General features: G+C 32.6%; 15 protein-coding genes and 1 pseudogene. 3 read left to right on the top strand and 13 right to left on the bottom strand.

Annotated features, from left to right (window positions below; all coding sequences use genetic code 11):
• Positions 1-215: 215 nt before the first annotated feature.
• The 9 genes from BN1372_RS06100 to BN1372_RS06060 form a co-directional block, all read right to left on the bottom strand.
• On the bottom strand, positions 216-854 hold the full coding sequence (locus BN1372_RS06100; RefSeq protein WP_062197959.1) for a hypothetical protein: 639 nt from the start codon (positions 852-854) through the stop codon (positions 216-218).
• 19 nt (positions 855-873) lie between these two features.
• Positions 874-1,530 carry an ATP-binding cassette domain-containing protein gene (locus tag BN1372_RS06095; protein WP_062197958.1) on the bottom strand — a complete coding sequence of 219 codons (657 nt, stop codon included), beginning with the start codon at positions 1,528-1,530 and terminating at the stop codon, positions 874-876.
• Positions 1,531-1,541: 11 nt separating this feature from the next.
• Positions 1,542-2,309, bottom strand: a complete 768-nt coding sequence (locus BN1372_RS06090) for a hypothetical protein (RefSeq protein WP_062197957.1) — start codon at positions 2,307-2,309, stop codon at positions 1,542-1,544.
• Between the two features lie 631 nt (positions 2,310-2,940).
• Complete coding sequence (locus BN1372_RS06080; RefSeq protein ID WP_062197955.1) at positions 2,941-3,759, bottom strand: hypothetical protein; 819 nt, start codon at positions 3,757-3,759, stop codon at positions 2,941-2,943.
• Positions 3,760-3,787: 28 nt separating this feature from the next.
• The gene (locus tag BN1372_RS06075; RefSeq protein ID WP_062197954.1) at positions 3,788-4,183 is read right to left on the bottom strand and encodes a hypothetical protein; all 396 of its coding nucleotides are present in this window, start codon (positions 4,181-4,183) and stop codon (positions 3,788-3,790) included.
• Between the two features lie 439 nt (positions 4,184-4,622).
• Positions 4,623-5,288, bottom strand: a complete 666-nt coding sequence (locus BN1372_RS06070; RefSeq protein ID WP_062197953.1) for a response regulator transcription factor — start codon at positions 5,286-5,288, stop codon at positions 4,623-4,625.
• Positions 5,281-7,710 carry a sensor histidine kinase gene (locus BN1372_RS06065; RefSeq protein WP_147515346.1) on the bottom strand — a complete coding sequence of 810 codons (2,430 nt, stop codon included), beginning with the start codon at positions 7,708-7,710 and terminating at the stop codon, positions 5,281-5,283. Before BN1372_RS06065 ends, BN1372_RS06070 begins: the two co-directional genes overlap by 8 nt.
• Positions 7,670-7,831 carry a competence pheromone ComX gene (comX, locus tag BN1372_RS14550; RefSeq protein WP_074018138.1) on the bottom strand — a complete coding sequence of 54 codons (162 nt, stop codon included), beginning with the start codon at positions 7,829-7,831 and terminating at the stop codon, positions 7,670-7,672. Before comX ends, BN1372_RS06065 begins: the two co-directional genes overlap by 41 nt.
• Positions 7,832-7,851: 20 nt before the next feature.
• Positions 7,852-8,763 carry a polyprenyl synthetase family protein gene (locus BN1372_RS06060; protein WP_062197951.1) on the bottom strand — a complete coding sequence of 304 codons (912 nt, stop codon included), beginning with the start codon at positions 8,761-8,763 and terminating at the stop codon, positions 7,852-7,854.
• Between the two features lie 373 nt (positions 8,764-9,136).
• Here BN1372_RS06060 and BN1372_RS06055 point away from each other — a divergent pair.
• The 3 genes and pseudogenes from BN1372_RS06055 to BN1372_RS15720 all read left to right on the top strand — a co-directional run bounded on the left by BN1372_RS06055 (position 9,137) and on the right by BN1372_RS15720 (position 12,604).
• A pseudogene (locus tag BN1372_RS06055) lies at positions 9,137-10,271 on the top strand (IS3 family transposase).
• A gap of 1,175 nt (positions 10,272-11,446) precedes the next feature.
• On the top strand, positions 11,447-12,052 hold the full coding sequence (locus tag BN1372_RS15725; RefSeq protein WP_062197948.1) for a tyrosine-type recombinase/integrase: 606 nt from the start codon (positions 11,447-11,449) through the stop codon (positions 12,050-12,052).
• A gap of 6 nt (positions 12,053-12,058) precedes the next feature.
• Positions 12,059-12,604, top strand: coding sequence for a site-specific integrase (locus tag BN1372_RS15720; protein ID WP_325062694.1), 546 nt, complete (start codon positions 12,059-12,061; stop codon positions 12,602-12,604).
• A gap of 103 nt (positions 12,605-12,707) precedes the next feature.
• Here the strand turns inward: BN1372_RS15720 and glnA are convergent, their stop codons facing one another.
• The 4 genes from glnA to hflX all read right to left on the bottom strand — a co-directional run bounded on the left by glnA (position 12,708) and on the right by hflX (position 17,111).
• Entirely contained in the window at positions 12,708-14,045 is a 1,338-nt protein-coding gene (glnA, locus tag BN1372_RS06035) for a type I glutamate--ammonia ligase (RefSeq protein ID WP_062197946.1), read from the bottom strand.
• 43 nt (positions 14,046-14,088) lie between these two features.
• On the bottom strand, positions 14,089-14,484 hold the full coding sequence (locus BN1372_RS06030; protein WP_062197945.1) for a MerR family transcriptional regulator: 396 nt from the start codon (positions 14,482-14,484) through the stop codon (positions 14,089-14,091).
• Positions 14,485-14,590: 106 nt separating this feature from the next.
• Complete coding sequence (locus tag BN1372_RS06025; RefSeq protein WP_062197944.1) at positions 14,591-15,859, bottom strand: methionine gamma-lyase family protein; 1,269 nt, start codon at positions 15,857-15,859, stop codon at positions 14,591-14,593.
• A gap of 7 nt (positions 15,860-15,866) precedes the next feature.
• Complete coding sequence (hflX, locus tag BN1372_RS06020; protein WP_062197943.1) at positions 15,867-17,111, bottom strand: GTPase HflX; 1,245 nt, start codon at positions 17,109-17,111, stop codon at positions 15,867-15,869.
• Positions 17,112-17,139 lie beyond the last annotated feature (28 nt).

The following is a 17,139-nucleotide window of genomic DNA, read 5'->3' as shown; positions in this document are numbered from 1 at the left end:
CTAAAAAAAGGAAGGTTTTTGAACCCTTTTCATGTTACATGACAATAAAGTTGTTTAAATTTGAAGCCTTAAATACGCATTACACCGTCCACAAATGTAGATGGTGTAAAAATAAAGTTGTTTAATTATTGGTACGATTGATGAATCACACTTCAAGTTGTAATAATAAAGTTGTTTAAATTCCCCATGGAAAAATAAGACTTCTAACTCACCAATTATTGTTCTGGTTTAGCAGGAAAAATACTAACTTGCAATTGATTTGGTTTTGGCTCGTTATTTGTGTTGTAAATACCTTCTACCCCTATCCAGATTCCATTATAGGAGAAGACTTTAATATCCTCCGGATAAGAATCTATCTTATTTTTTCTTTCTTTCTTAACATCCGTTTTTAATATATCAAGCAGTTTTTTCTCATCGTATTCTTCATCTAAAACCTTAAATAGCTCTTTAAAGTTTTCTGTTACCGTATGGAGTTGAATTTTATCGTTATAAAATTGCGTACTTGATATTTGAATAAAAAATCGGTCGATTTTCTCATCATGATGATTGTAAACGGTAGTTATCATATAAAGATTTTCTCCGGAAAATTTTGCTGAAGATTTATCTTTACTAATACTAGCAGTTATATTTTTTACCTTACTTAATTCTCCATAAACGTCCTCTGCGGATAAATCAAACACCGGAACTGAATTAAAAACTGCATTTTCCTTTTCAACGGTTTTTTCGACTTCTTCATTCATTTCTTCTATCTTGGTAGGCTGTTTATTTTGTTCACTTTTTTCAGCAGATAAATTCGTGCAGCCCGTAGTGGTAACTAACATCATTATTCCAAGAAAAGATAGAATTCTTTTCATTTCCTAATACTCCTATCGCTTATTTGTTTACTAGCACTTTCTGATTTATGATTCTTCCTTTTTCAAGTTCAAATACCGTATCACACAAGAGGTTAATATCACTTTCATGATGACTAGTTAGCAAAATCGTCTTTCCTAATGCTTTATACTCAAGAAGCAAATTGTGAATTTCTTCTACCCCTCTTTTATCCAAGCCGTTAAAAGGTTCGTCCAAAATTAAAATCTCAGGGTCCTCCATAATAGCTTGAGCGATTCTAAGACGTTGTTTCATTCCAAGAGAATATTTGGACACCTTTTTCCTTTCATGTCCTCCTAAACCCACCTTTTGAAGATAATTAAGAATTTCACTTTCATTAATTTTATTTTGAATTTCTGCCAAAAGCTTCAAATTTTCTAGTCCTGTTAAACGATTCATAAATTCTGGTGATTCAATAATAACACCTGTATTTTCAATAAAATCAATATCTTTACCAATATACTTACCATTAACCCTAATACTTCCTGAAGTAATAGGGGTTAGTCCACATATTGCTTTAAATAACATACTTTTTCCAGAACCGTTGTATCCAATAAAACCATATGTTTTCCCTTTCTCCAATTTCAAAGTTATATGGTCTATTAGGTTACTTTCTTTTACCTTTTTTGAAACTTCTATTACCTCAATCTGTACTTCCATATGAATTCTCCTTAAATATACAGCTTATATTTATTTAATAACTTTTTACCTAGGATAGAAATTAAAACGTTTAAAATGATAGCAACGGATAAGCTGTCTAAAAAAAAACGATTATAGTCAAACGAAAGGATATTCAATTTTGTTTGATTAATATCTATCATTAAAATGATTACCGGCATTGTTAGCCCTAACAAAATTGCCAGAACACTACCTTTAATCAGATTTAGATAAATCATCAACCTATTAATTGTAAATATAAAAAGAAAGAGAATTAAAAAATAAACAAAAATATAACACAAATTAGTGACCATTGAATAGGATGAGTATGATGAGTTTAACCAGAATATACTTTTATCCAATGAAAAAACGGTTATAAATAAAAGAACGTATAACAAAAGGGTAAAAATCAGCGAATTCCTTAAAGATTTACGTTGCATTTCCCTAATGTAACTTTTCATATTTCCATATCTTATTAACACCATATAAAAATATTGTTTATTAAACTTAAGAAAATGAGTACTAGTATAAATAGCCCCTGTAAATAGGATGGTTATAATGCCTAACAATGTTGAAGGTTGTCTGAAATCAATATAATCTATATTGGGATTTTGTGTATTTATGAATAACATGCTATAAAAATCTAAAATATTCATTTGTACGTTTTGGTTTTCAACATGATTACCTAAATCCTGCATTACATTGATTCCAATTAAGGTAAAAACAGTTATAGCAAAGAGCTGTTTTAACAGTAAAACACCATTCAGTAAGTTTTTTTTCATTTTAATTTTCTCCCTCTCCTAATAACTTGGAAAAAAATTAGTATTAAGAATATGTACATTACAATAATACCAATCAATTTTCCTAATTCTGTTATAGAGTCAACAGGAGCTAGATAAAGATAAATGGGTGAATATGCATTTGAGGTACCATCAACAGACACGAATCGAGACATAATCAAAAAATATAAAACTGCCCCGATAAAAGCAATCCTACTATTAAATAAAAGGTGTAAAGTTACTAACAATATTCCTATCAATAGAAGGCAAATATTGATCAGAATATAGAATTTTATAGAGTAGAATATGCTTATTTCTCTTTGATTTAGGGTCAAAATAAATAAAATAATACACGTATATATTGTTGTAAAAATTAAATTATCTTTAACTAAAATCTTAGTAATTTCATATATTGCTTTTGTATATGTTTTATATCTTACTAACGTCATCGAATTTATCATATCTGAATAATAAACAGATATGAATGCAAAATAAGTCAGATAAAAGGCAAATACTGCTTGATAACTTTCTCCAAGTAAGGTAAACTCACTCATTAACCCGTAAATAACAAATAACCGGACTGTCATATAATACATAAGTGATAAAAACAATGCGTAAAGAGATTTATTAATTATCAATGTGAATCACCTTTTGAATATCTATATACTATTGAACCTACTGAAAGTATTAGTGGAATGATTAAAGGAACAAAGATTTCATATGTCTGAAACAATGTATTATAAGCCACAACACCTTGCATAATATTAAGCAATGGAAGGTGAAAAGTCTCTGCTAAATTACCTATTACTATATAGTAAACCAATGGAATGACGATAATTAAATAGCTTTTTTCCGTCCATTCTGCTACTGCAATACCCATCATGCCAAAGGTAAACCCTATGGCAAAATATATAGTGGTAGCCATAAATAAATAGAAGAGAAAAGGATGATCGTTATAGAATGATTCACCAAAAATATGCGCAAAATTCCCCACGTAATCTAGATGTTCAGTTATTAATAGATTGCCTATAGAGAAATAAACGATATATGTGATCGTCACACATAGTCCAGATATGCATGAATATTTTAAGATAGTTGTAAACATATACTTTTTGAAATTTTTCAATCGTATGCTTGCATAATTAAAATATCCATTCTTTTCATTATAGTACTGAATAATTGGCAGCAAGGGAAAAATAGGGAAAAAATATATTGTGTATCTTGTAGCAAAGTCAATATATGCCTCCCAACTTCTTAACTGATTCAACATTTTTAGTACTGTCTCTCTAGGGTCAAGCCCAATAAGATCAGGTTCATTTTGGAAATCAGCTATAAATAACCAGTAGTAAATTTCGCTTGAAAAGAACCAAGACAATACCAAGCTGCTGAACAAAAGTAACATTGAAAGTAGAGTATACTTATTAATGAATCTTAATCGATCTATCCTTTTCATCTTCTTCTCCTAAGCTATGATTATCATTTTATTGAGAATTATCTGGTGACCATGTACCTACAACGCGCACTGGAGAACCTGCATTAGTTTTTACTAATCCTAATCTATATACATAGTTTACTGATCCTGTATTATCGAATTCTACTCGCTTTCCTCTTTGGGCATAAGCAACTCCCCTAGATGCTCCATCCGAGTTTCTCATTGTAGCAGTTATATAAGCTGTACCACTATCATTTTGAAGGTTTACAGCACCCTTTTTAACTGTTTTCACTTTTTTAACATAACCTGTATAAACTTCTTTTCCTTGATACGTTACATCATAAGCATTGACTTGTCCAACGTTAGCACTAGCGATAGAAGTTCCTCCAATAATACCAGCGACGAGTAATGCACCAACAGTTTTTACTAACTTATTCTTCTTCATTATTTCTCCTCCAAAAAATTTATTTTGTTGCAAAGATTAAATAATTACTACAAGTTTCTCCTTTCATAAACCACATCTATCCTATTTTATATTTGCAATTCTTTGATGTGATAACAAAGATGTTTCTTACATTTTTATCCTCGCATAATTTCCATCCTATTTCACCGTAAATTGAATTGCGGTTTACCGAACCCTTTTATGTGGAAATAAATTTACTAATAAGCATGTTTACCCCACTATATTGTTGTATGTACTACTTTTCTCTGAAAGGTAGATTTATTATTTAGCTTAGCACCTTGTATTGTATATTGATTAGACTTTATGAGAAGCTTACGAAATATACAGATGGAATGCAAAAAAATTACCACTAAAAAATAAATTGATATTTCCCGAAAAGACCGCAAAATAAAGGGAGCCTGCCATTGCAAGCTCCTTAAATTTAATCATTCTTTTCTATCTGTAGAGATAATAAGCCAAATTCTTTCGCCTTTAATAATGCTTCAGTTCTTGAACCAACCCCAAGTTTCGAAAAAATTTTAGTTAAATTGTATTCAATAGTTCGTTGACTCATTGATAAATCAATTGCAATCGCCTTATTTGTTAAACCTCTTGAAATTCCATCTAGTATTTGCTGTTCTTTACTTGATAGTGTAATATCCCCTAAATTCTGTTGTCCTTCACTAGATGAAGGTCCAGCATCCAATCTTCTTAATTGTTTTAATAATTGAAGAGGAATTACTGCTTCTTCCCTTAATGCGCATCTAATTGCAGTGATCAATTGTTCCGGTGATGTAGTTTTACTAATAAACCCTGCTACTCCAACCTCAATTAATAAATTATAATGTGACACTAAGTCAAATCCAGTGTAAATGAGAATAATTGCGTCTGGATCAACTTGTAAAATCATTTTTGTGAGTTCAATACCATTTATTTTCGGCATATATAAGTCTACTAAATAAATTTCATATTTATCTTCTTTAATTATGTCTAAAAATTTGTCAATATCCGGAATAACCTTCGCCTTCATATCTTCTTCTTGCTCTATGATGGCCCTAGTTCCTTCGCCAACGGCAGGATGATCATCCACGATTAATACATTAATCATTCACGCTACCTCCTGTTTTTATTTCGATGAGCACCTGAGTTCCTTTTCCCGGAGCAGAGTCTACGTCAATCGTTCCGCCTATACTTTTGACTCGTTCTCTAATTCCGAAAATTCCCATTGTTTTAAAAGAGTCATTTAGTTGTGTCATATCGATCCCTTTTCCGTTATCACGGTATTCCAAAGATATGCTTTGATTATTCTTCCGTAAGGATACCATAACTTCAGAGGCTAAGGAATGTTTCATTGCATTGTTTAAAAGCTCTTGTACCACACGATACAGGGTTAATTCATATTCCTTATCCAGAATTTGAATCGAATGGTCTAATTCAGATTTTAAAATAAAGTTACAGCGAAGCCTTGTCTGTTCGATTAAATTTTGAATAGATTGAATGATCCCTAATTCACTCAAAAAAGGCGGTCGAAGCTCATTACATGTTTCCCTAATTAAATGGATGTTATCAAGCATTCTTTCCTTAAGATCGAGTAAATCATTTTTAATGGATGTATCTGAAACTTTACCTTTTATCTTTTCAACTTCTCTCAGAAGCTGTAATTGTTCCTGAAGAACCGAATCATGTAAATCAATTGATAGATTTGCCCTTTCCTTTTCTGATAAAGAGAACATTAATCTTGAAAACCAATAGGGATAATTGCTATTTTCCATTTCCCTACCCTCCTTGTAATCCTCGATTTTTTCAAAAAGACCTTCGATTAATTGGAAATTTTCAAGAAGGATACTCGAAAAATATGCCAGTGTTTCGAGCCAAATTCTTTCCTGGATATTTAAATTTGTTTTGGATCTCTTCATACCACAAAATATAATATTTTTATTTTTGCGGTCACCACCAATTACTATCCCAAATCCATCCATTATTTCATTCAAAGATCCGATATGATAATTATCCCACTTTATTTTTTCTAAACCTTCAACAAAGGAAAGTGGGTAATTATTTCTATTCTTCAGTAACCAGGTTATCCCATCATTTTCTGTAACTACTTCAATATAAAAAACCTTTTTCACCATTAACACATCTCTAATTTCATTCATAAGATTGGTAATTAAACTATTTACCTTTGTTTCATACTTTGCCCTTTGAAAAAAAGTATATAAGCTTGTTTCAAAATTACTTTTTTGTGAGAATAAATGATGCCTTATTTTATAATCCAGATATTCTTTCACATATAAAAATAATGTAGTACATATTAATAAAAGAAAAAAGATAATAAAGGTCAAACCGGAGAAAAGTTCAATATTAAGAATGAGACTTAACAATAAAATGATAAAAACAGTAAACGGGAAAGATAGTAAAGAGTAATATCGTAGTCTGCTCAATAAAAATTCAATATCGAATAACTTTTCTGCCAGTTGTAAATAAACAAAAACAATTGGGATAATAATTAAGAAAATGGCTGTAGTTTCTGCCGAAACAAGTTCCTTTTTAAAAAGGATAATCGGAATCACATATAAACAGACAAAAGGACTAAAAGCTGAAAATAAAGTAATCCAAAGGATTTTTAAAACGTTATTCCCCTCAGAATTCTTATTTTTTAGATAAAATCGGATTAGATGAAAAAGCAGGTAACATATCAATAATAAGAAAAAGAGCAATTGAATGATTCTAATATGGAAATTTAATTTAAACGTAAGGCTAATCACCATCATCAAAATAACTATAGAATTGAGTACATACAATATTAGTAATGATTTGGTTTTTATAAACACTAGATTGAATCTTAATAAATATCTTTTTAAAAAATGAACAAATAGAATCAAAGAGCCCGGTAACGTTATCGTATTTGAAACTCTTCCAATAATATCTCCCCGAGCAGACACAGAGGCGCTTAGATAACTAACTCCTATTGCCGATAAAAAATAAATAAGTAATACTGCTGACTGATCGTCTTTCTTCCTCTTATAAAGAAAAACACTTAATGTTATAGTCGTAACAGCAAATAAAAATGGTAAAAGTAAATATATTACACGCTGTGTGTCCAAGTGGCTATACGAGATGGAGAATGTTTTGTTTTTTAAGTTTTTATCCAAGATTGTTATCGTATTTGCCATTTCCACCCTATTAAACAAAACTACAGTAGAATGATTTTCTGGTTTTTTCCCGTCGACAAGCTCTAATATAACTCCTTCGTCTAACGGTTGAAGTGAGGCCCAGCCATTTTCATATATTTTTTCTACTATCCATTGATTATTCTTTTCTGTTACTTCCATCCCGACTAATGGAAATTTCAAGACAATTATTGTAAAGTAAGCAGTTAATCCCAATACGAATAAAATCGGAAGTAATCCAACGACATTAAATTTATTATACCTTTTCATTATAACTCCCTTTAAAAAAGCCGGGATATTTATCCCGGCTTTAAACTTTTTATTGCCAATAATAAGCTTTTTGAGTAACGTGCCCTTCAAAGAACACTTCCAAAATTGCCTTTAACTCCTCTGCGCTAACTCCAACTAGACTCGCTGTTCCCTCTTTTACTTTGCTTAAAACATCAGCATTATTGATTAGAAACTGAATAGTATCTTGCATTTTTTACTTCCCCCAACTAATTAAATGTATTTTAATAGGAAATCAATATAATCTTGATCAATATTAAGCCTCTTTAACGCATCTATTGTCTTATTTTGGTATACCTTCTTAATTACTTCTGTATAAGTTATAGCCCCTGTCTTAAAAAACTTTTTAGAAATGAGCTCTTGATTCTTTATTATCTCACTTTTTTCTACTTTATTGTTGTAATAATCATGAATAAAATTAAGTTCTTCATCCTTGTAATTCAATAAATAGATGATAGGAAGACTGAATTTTTTATTTATTAAGTCATTCTTTTCATTCCATGTTTTTATATCTGCTAAATCATTATTAATTTGCCCTATAAAGCCAATGTATCTTGAATAGGTTTCCACTTCAATTGGATAGTCTTCTGTTGCTAGGACTGAGCCTACTAAACAAGATAGAGCAACCAACGAACCAGACTTCTGAATAGTCATATCTATGTAATCAGCTTCATTCCTACAAATATTTAGAAGATCCTTATGCTGGCCGTTTATAGATTGAAGAGCATAATTTAACAGAATAGAGATGCCTTTATCCTTATTTTTAAAGCCTGAATTTCTTATAACACTTGCACTCAAAAAAAGTAGAGCTGTTGTTGAATTTAAAGCTAAATTAGAATCATTTGCCCAAGGTTTATCTTTAAAATCACCATCCTCAAAATCATCCAACATATCGAAAGATAATATTAACATTTCAACTGCAGCTGCAACCAAATAAATTTCTTCATTTTCTATTCCGTTAAATATATTGTAGTGCAAAACAAGCAATTCCCCAAAAGGAAATGCTTGTTTTGATTGATAATCAACAAACTCTAAAAGCTGTTCTTTCAATTCATTTTGTTTAACTTTCTCATTGATAATAGTGTATAATGACTTTCTTATCTTCTCAGACTGAATGGCACTCAATTGCATGCCTCCTTGAATTTTACAAAGCAGTTTTATGGTCTAATATATTCCTCATTTTATCGTATTTTATTAAATGTTTCACCGTAAGATTGTATGCGTATATCCGCAAAGCACTTTACGGTATTCATTGAGCATTCAAGGTTACTTCCAACATTTTATATGCAAGACCACTGTAAAGTTGTTTTACCTTTTATTTCCCTTGGGACCACATGTACTCATTTCTGAAATAAAGTTGTTAAAAACAGTAGAATGCGGGTTTTCCCAGTCACTTTTAACTTTATATTGATGAACAACTACTAGATGTAGTATAGATGTATGGACACAACTTGGTTAAGTCAATACAATGGAATGAACGAAAGGTCGTGTCCGAAAAGTGAATCAAAAACGTTATAACCAAGAATTTAAACAAACAGTCGTAGAGCTATACCGCACAGGTACATCAGTCAGTCAACTCGCTAGCGAATAAGGTGTTTCAGAAGTAACGATTTATAAATGGATTAAGCAACATTCTCCAATCGAAGGCACACAGGAGTTAACTGTGTCGGATGTTGAAGCAATCCAAAAAGAAAATCTTCGATTAAAGCAGGAGCTAGAAATCCTAAAAAAGCTATGACCATATTCGCGAGAAAATAGACGAGCAAGAACTGATCGACCTGATTACCCAAGAGAGCGAGCATTACCCAATTCAAGTGATGTGTCGTGTATTAAAGATGCCTAAAAGTACGTATTATCAAGCGTTTCACAAGAAGCCGAATAGCTATTACGTTGCCAACGAGGAACTGTTGGAGCTCATCAAAGCCATTCATCAAAAAAGCAAGGGCCGTTATGGTGCGCCTAAAATCCACGCTCGATTACAACAAGAAGGTTATTCATGCAGGATCAAACGCGTACAACGTCTCATGAAAGAAGCCGGCATTCAATCAACGATTACGAAGAAATACCGTCCTACACCAACATCTGGACCAGTGGAGGAGCGTGAAAACGTACTAGAGCAAGATTTTACTACGACAACAATCAATGAAAAAAGGGTAGCTGCTATTACGTATATTCATACACTGCGAGATGGGTGGTGCTACCTAGCATCCATCAGGAATTTGCATACAAAAAAAATTGTTGGCTACAAATTTGCCTGGACGATGACAACGGACATTGTGCTAGATGCATTAAAGAACGCCGTCCACGCTCAAAAGCCAGGACCAGGGCTGATTATGCATACAGATTTAGGTACGCAATACACAAGCGAAGCTTATCAACAGCAACTGAAAAAATATGAAATGGTGCCTTCATTCAGCCGCAAGGGATGCCCATATGACAATGCTTGTATCGAGTCATTTCATGCCACGTTGAAAAAAGGAGAAGTATACCGAACAAAATATGACCGCTATGAGGCGGCGAAAATTGCCCTGTTTCAATACATCGAGGGTTGGTATAATCGCCAGCGTATTCATGGGCGCATCGGCTATATGACACCCGATGCGTTGGAACAAATGTGTCGTGCAGCAGCATAAGACATGAGGTAAGAGCCAATCTCCCACCCACATTTTTGTGGCGCAACATCCATGGGTCAATTTCTCCACATTGTGTAGAAAAAAACTTAATCTTTTTGTGTCCAAAATCTTGACTTAGATCCACACTTACTTTCAAGTGTAAAGGAGAGGAATACTATTATTAAAATAAAAAGTAAAAGTGAAATAAAAAAAACATATTGGTTAAAGCAATTACTTATCATTATTTTTGTGTTTATTTTAGCGATTTTTGTGAACTTGTTAATGAAGAATACAAATTCTGTAATTACCATCGATAGCACTTTTATTAAAAAAATGTTTTTTCTATTTATAAGCACAATCATCTTTCTTACATGTAACCTCCTCCTTTATAATTTTTCTCAAACAAATTCCAATTTTATGAAACATCCTATTTGGAGAAAAATGTTTTTCGTTTTATTTATTTTACTGATTGTATCTTTCATATTTTTCATCATTCTATTTGTAACAACGTCCTTTTCGGACGTAATTCAGAATCAGTTATGGATGATTTATATAATTATTTACTATTTTGCTTTTTTTCTAAACCTCTTTATATTATCAATAATACATGTTTTATTTTTTAATAAGTTAAATTCAAAGGGAAAAATAATCATGACATGGCTTGTTTCAAGCGTTTTAATAGGTTTAATTATAAGTTTTCTTTAGAAGGAATAAAATACTTTGCAGAAATAAAAAAATATTAGTTAACTGAATCAATTTCATAATTCATCTTTTTCAAGAGCTTAGACTGCTCCCCTGTCAAAACTTGCGTTTTTTTGTCCAATCACTAGACAGAAACAACGAAATCCCTGTTTTTCCGGTAAAAACAAGACCTTTTACTTCTCTTTCCCTTCCTTTTTATTCTATTTTTATGTCAAGTCAATAGACACATCAACTTCTTAGTCAAAAGTATTGTCAAAACATTGGACAATAAAAATAGAAATACAAAGCTTCCGTCAATTTTTATGTCCAATAATTAGACGTATAATTTTACACAAAAATATAACATGTCTAATGAGTTTACCTAAAACTTTGCATAAAAAAGCATTAAACTATTTGACTTTAATTCTTCTATAACTCTTTTTCTACTCCATGTTATAATAAGAATATACGTTCTTGTCTTTATTTTAATAAATCAAAGAAAAGGAGTAGTTATTATGGCAAGTTTTAAGAAAGTATCTCCAAAGAATTGGTCTTTTCGTTTTAAATACAGAGATAAAATAACCGGAAAACGACGAGAAATTAAACGACAAGGGTTTCAATCCAAACCTGAAGCAGTGAAAGCCTATGAAAAAATAAAAAGGACTATTGATTTTGGATATGATGTAGTCAAAGATGAAAAACTAAAAGAGTTTTTGTATTATTGGTTAAAAAATTATAAAGAAGGAAAAGTGGCAAAAAAAACGTATCGTTTACATAAAAGAAATATAGAAAATCACATTGTTCCTTATGATCAGAATATTTTACTCACAGATGTTACATATAATCTGCACCAAAAATTTATCAATCACTTAATTGATAAGGGATGTTCAAAAAGAACAGTAGAAATTATTCACGGAACATTGTATTCCGCGATGGAAAAAGCTAAATTACAAATGAAAATTGAACATAATCCATGTAAAGGTGTTTCCATTTATACTGAAAAAGAAAAGAAAAAAAGGCAAAATAAGTCTGACAATGTTCGTTTTATTCCTTATGATAAAATTGATGATTTTTTAAAAGCGGCTATCGTGGACAACTATACCTATTACTTATTTTTTTGATTTTTAATTGAAACAGGGGTGCGAAAAGGAGAAGCATTAGCATTACAATGGGATAAAGTCGATCTTGATAATTATCGCATCCGCATTGATCAAACAATTGATTATGAAGCAAAAGCAAATGACGAATTATTCGGCGACACAAAAACGTACAAATCAACCCGTGAAATACCGATTACTCGTCGCCTTGCAAAAGAATTAAAAGCTCATAAAACGCAACAAGAGCATCATAAAAAACGATTAAAATCGCTTTACCATAACGAACTTAATTTATTATTTTGCAGAGAAGATGGTACACCATTGCCCAAATCAACACTTTTTAATGTTTTTCGCAGAATACTTAAAAAAGCTGAACTACCTACACTTAGCATCCATAGTTTACGCCATACACATGCTGTCTTAATGTTGGAATCAAAAGTTGAAATGAAATACATTCAAGAGGCCTTGGGACATAATTCTATACAAATCACATCTGATGTATATTCACACGTTAGTAAAAAAATCGAAAATGATGCGATTCAAAAATTTGAAGAGCACACAAAAAATATTTTTTAGGGGGGACAAAAATGGGGCAAAATGAACAGGGCAAAAATTTAAATATCGAAAAATCAATTAAATGAAAACCCCTTAACACCAATAGTATCAAGGGGTCCCTCTTTTAATACATCGTTAAATATTGTTCACGTTCCCAAGGATGTACTTGTGTACGGAACATATCCCATTCAATCGTTTTTGCTTCTACGAAATGAGCCACTGCATGGCTTCCTAATGCACTTGTAATGACTTCATCTTTTAGCATATATTCGATTGCTTCTTTTAATGTTTCAGGAAGGTCTAAAATGCCTGCTTCCATTCGTTCTTGTTTATCCATTACGTAAATATTACGATTCACCGGTTCTGGTGGAGTTAATTTATTTTTAATTCCGTCTAAACCTGCTGCTAAAATAACAGCCATTGCTAAATATGGGTTAGCAGATGGATCTGCACTACGAACTTCAATACGTGTACTTAAACCACGTGAAGACGGTACGCGCACTAATGGTGATCGGTTTCTCATAGACCAAGCTACATAACAAGGTGCTTCGTATCCAGGTACTAAACGTTTATATGAGTTTATTGTTGGATTTAAAATGGCAGTAAAACTTTGTGCATGTTTTAATGTTCCAGCAGCAAATTGAAAGGCAACCTCACTAAGGCGCGTTTCTGAATTTGGATCATAAAATACGTTTTCATTTCCTTTAAAAAGGGAAACATTTGCATGCATGCCACTTCCACTCATTCCAAACAGTGGTTTAGGCATAAACGTAGCGTGTAAACCATGTTTGCGGGCAATCGTTTTTACTACTAATTTAAATGTTTGAATATCATCACAAGCTTTTACCGCATCTGCATATTTGAAGTCAATTTCATGTTGACCTGGAGCCACTTCATGATGACTAGCTTCAATATCAAAGCCCATTTCTTCTAGTTCTAATACGATATCGCGACGGCAATTTTCTCCTAGGTCAGTTGGTGCTAAGTCGAAATAGCCACCTTTATCGTTTAATTCTAACGTTGGTTCCCCATTTTCATCATTTTTAAATAAGAAAAATTCTGGTTCTGGTCCAATGTTAAAATTCGTAAATCCTAGTTCTTCCATCTCTTTTAACATGCGTTTTAAAATACCACGAGGATCTCCTGCAAATGGAGTATGGTCTGGATTATAAATGTCACAAATTAAGCGTGCCACTTTTCCTTTTTCGCTTGTCCAAGGAAAAATAACCCATGTATCTAAATCTGGATATAAATACATATCTGATTCTTCGATACGAACAAATCCTTCAATAGAAGAGCCATCAAACATCATTTTATTATCTAAAGCTTTTTCTAATTGTGTAACTGGTATTTCCACATTTTTGATTACGCCAAGTAAATCAGTAAATTGCAAACGGATAAATTTCACATTCTCTTCTTTCGCCATTCTGGTGATGTCTTCTCTACTATATTTTGATGCCATTAAAATAGTCCTCCTTGGTTTTTTAAAAAGCTAATCTTATGTGTTAATGGAAAAAACGAGATAATTCTCCTTGAATAAGTGATGTTTTTCCACTCCTACCTATTTGTTGCAACAACTCACTACGTAAACGATTCCTTAATTGTTCCTGCGAAATCACTTGCTTATTGGAATTACATATGTGTTGATTTAATTGTTGTGCTTTCATTGCGAATTGTTTTTTAATGCCTGCTATATTTACACCTTTTTCGATTAATGATTTAATCTCTAATAATATATCGATATCATTAAATGAAAAAATCCGATGTTTTCCTTCTGTCCTAGAAGGATGAATTAATCCATGTTGTTCGTAATAACGAATCTGACGTGCAGATAATTGTGTTAATTCCATTACAATTCCAATAGGGAACAAAGGCATATTACGACGAATTTCATCGTTCACAACATACACTCCTTTGCGAACTAACTATTATAGTATACAAATGTTTTTTTATCGTTGTCAACGTATGTTAGATAATCTGACATCATTTTTTTAAAATTTTTTCTGTTTAAATGTGTAAAAATCCTTTTTCCATCAATGATTGCACAGCTACTATATTTGCAATTTTCACATGTTCATACGTTAATCCACCTTGGACATACGCTACGTAAGGCGGTCGAATTGGTCCATCTGCTGATAGTTCAATACTTGATCCTTGTATAAAGGTTCCCGCTGCCATAATGACGTCATCTTCATAACCTGGCATATAACTAGGTTCCGGTGTCACATACGCATCTACTGGCGATGCTTGTTGAATCGATTGACAAAAAGCAATCATACGTTCTGGCTGATTAAACTCTACTGACTGAATTAAATCGGTACGAACAGCATCCCATGTTGGGTTTGTTTTCATTCCTAATCGTTCTAAAAATGCTGCAGTAAAAACCGCTCCTTTTAACGCTTGACTCACAACATGTGGAGCTAAGAAAAAACCTTGGTACATTTCTAACAAACTGTAGAGTGTCGCTCCCGCTTCTTTCCCAATCCCTGGAGAAAGTAATCGATAGCCGCATAAGTCCACTAATTTTTCGCGTCCAACAATGTATCCACCAACTTTAGCAAGCCCTCCCCCCGGATTCTTAATCAGAGAGCCAGCCATTAAATCAGCCCCTACATGCGTCGGTTCTAATTCTTCTACAAATTCCCCATAACAATTATCTACAAAGACAATCACGTCTTCTTTTATTCCTTTCACAAACTCCACCATTTCTTTTATTTCTGCAATGGTAAAAGACGGACGATTTGCATATCCCTTCGAGCGCTGAATACCAATCATTTTTGTTTTTTTACTAATCGCTTGTTTCACTGATTCAAAATCCACTTTTCCATCTTCTAATAATGGAATTGCTTGATAGGAGATGTTAAACTCCTTTAACGAACCATTTTGTTCTCCGCGAATTCCAACAATTTCTTCAAGCGTGTCATACGGATTACCGCTAATATACATTAGCTCATCACCTGGGCGTAATACACCGAACAAAGCCGTTGCAATCGCATGCGTTCCAGAAATCATTTGAGGTCGAACGAGTGCACTTTCACAGCCAAAAACATCTGCATAGACCGCTTCTAACGTATCCCTTCCTTGGTCATCATACCCATATCCCGTAGACATTTGAAAATGAAAATCACTAACACGATTTTTCTTAAAACTTCGTAATACCCGATATTGATTTTTTTCGGCAATCTTTTCAATTTTTTTATGCACAGGTCGAATTTGTTTTTCTACTTCTTCTACGATTTGTTTTAATGTTGGATTTGTTTCTAGTTGTTCAAACATAAATCAATTATTCTCCTTTATGAACTAAAATAGTGTGTAGTGGGTGTTCTTCTCTAACATAACCATGAACTTCATATTCGTTTTTGTCTTCTACAAATACTTCTTTTACGATAATCGTCTCTTCTTTTAAACGATGCAATAATTTCATATTTGAGAGCGGAATCATAACGTCATAAAAAGACCATTGACGTTTTAATTCTTGTTCCATCATCATTTTTAACGATTCGATATCTTTTTCTTCGTATGCAGATATAACGACATAATCTTCACTCACTGATGGTATAAATGACTCATTTGGTATATCTTTTTTATTGTAAACAGCTAAGCGTGGAATCGAGATAGCATCTAATTGTTTTAGTAGCTCATATACCGTTTTTTCATGCACTCCATATTGTGGATTGGACCGGTCAATCACATGTAAAATAAAATCCGCTTCTTTTACTTCTTCTAGTGTAGATCGAAAAGCAGCAACTAATGTTGTCGGTAATTTTTCGATAAATCCAACCGTATCGGTTACTAATATTTGAAAACCAGATGGAAGCGTTATTTTTCTTGTTAATGGATCTAGTGTTGCAAACAATAAGTCTTCCTCAAGCGTTCCTTCATTTGTTAATTGATTGAAAATAGTAGATTTCCCGGCGTTTGTATAGCCAACTAGTGCTACTTGAAACGTGCCATATTCTTTCCGCTTCTTTCGATATTGCTCTCTATGTTTTACGATTTGGTCTAATTGTCGTTTAATTTCCGTAATGCGCTTTCGAATGTGACGTCGATCTGTTTCTAGTTTTGTTTCCCCTGGTCCTCTTGTACCGATTCCGGCTCCAAGCCTTGATAACGCTGCCCCTTGTCCAACAATTCGTGGAAGTAAATACTCTAATTGAGCCAACTCTACTTGTAATTTTCCTTCTCGTGTATTTGCCCGCATAGCAAATATATCTAAAATTAATTGTGTTCGGTCGATTACTCTCCCATCTAATGAATTAGATAAATTGCGAATTTGTGTTGGCGTTAATTCATCATTAAAAATAATAACGTCTGCTTCTACTTCTTCTATCGCACGTTGCACTTCTACTACTTTTCCTTTTCCAATATAAGTCGCACGATTCGGTTGGTACAATCGTTGGGTAATCAATAAAACGACTTCTCCTCCCGCTGTTTCTGCTAAACGTTTTAATTCATGCATCGACTGTCGAAAATCACATTCATCTTCTCCTGTAAAACATCCGATTATTATGACTTTTTCTTTTTCCAAATTTGTCAACCATCCTTCATCTTTACTG

The sequence above is a fragment of the Massilibacterium senegalense genome (genome assembly GCF_001375675.1).
Classification (GTDB): Bacteria; Bacillota; Bacilli; order Bacillales; family Massilibacteriaceae; genus Massilibacterium; species Massilibacterium senegalense.
This window is presented reverse-complemented; position numbering and strand designations above follow the sequence as displayed.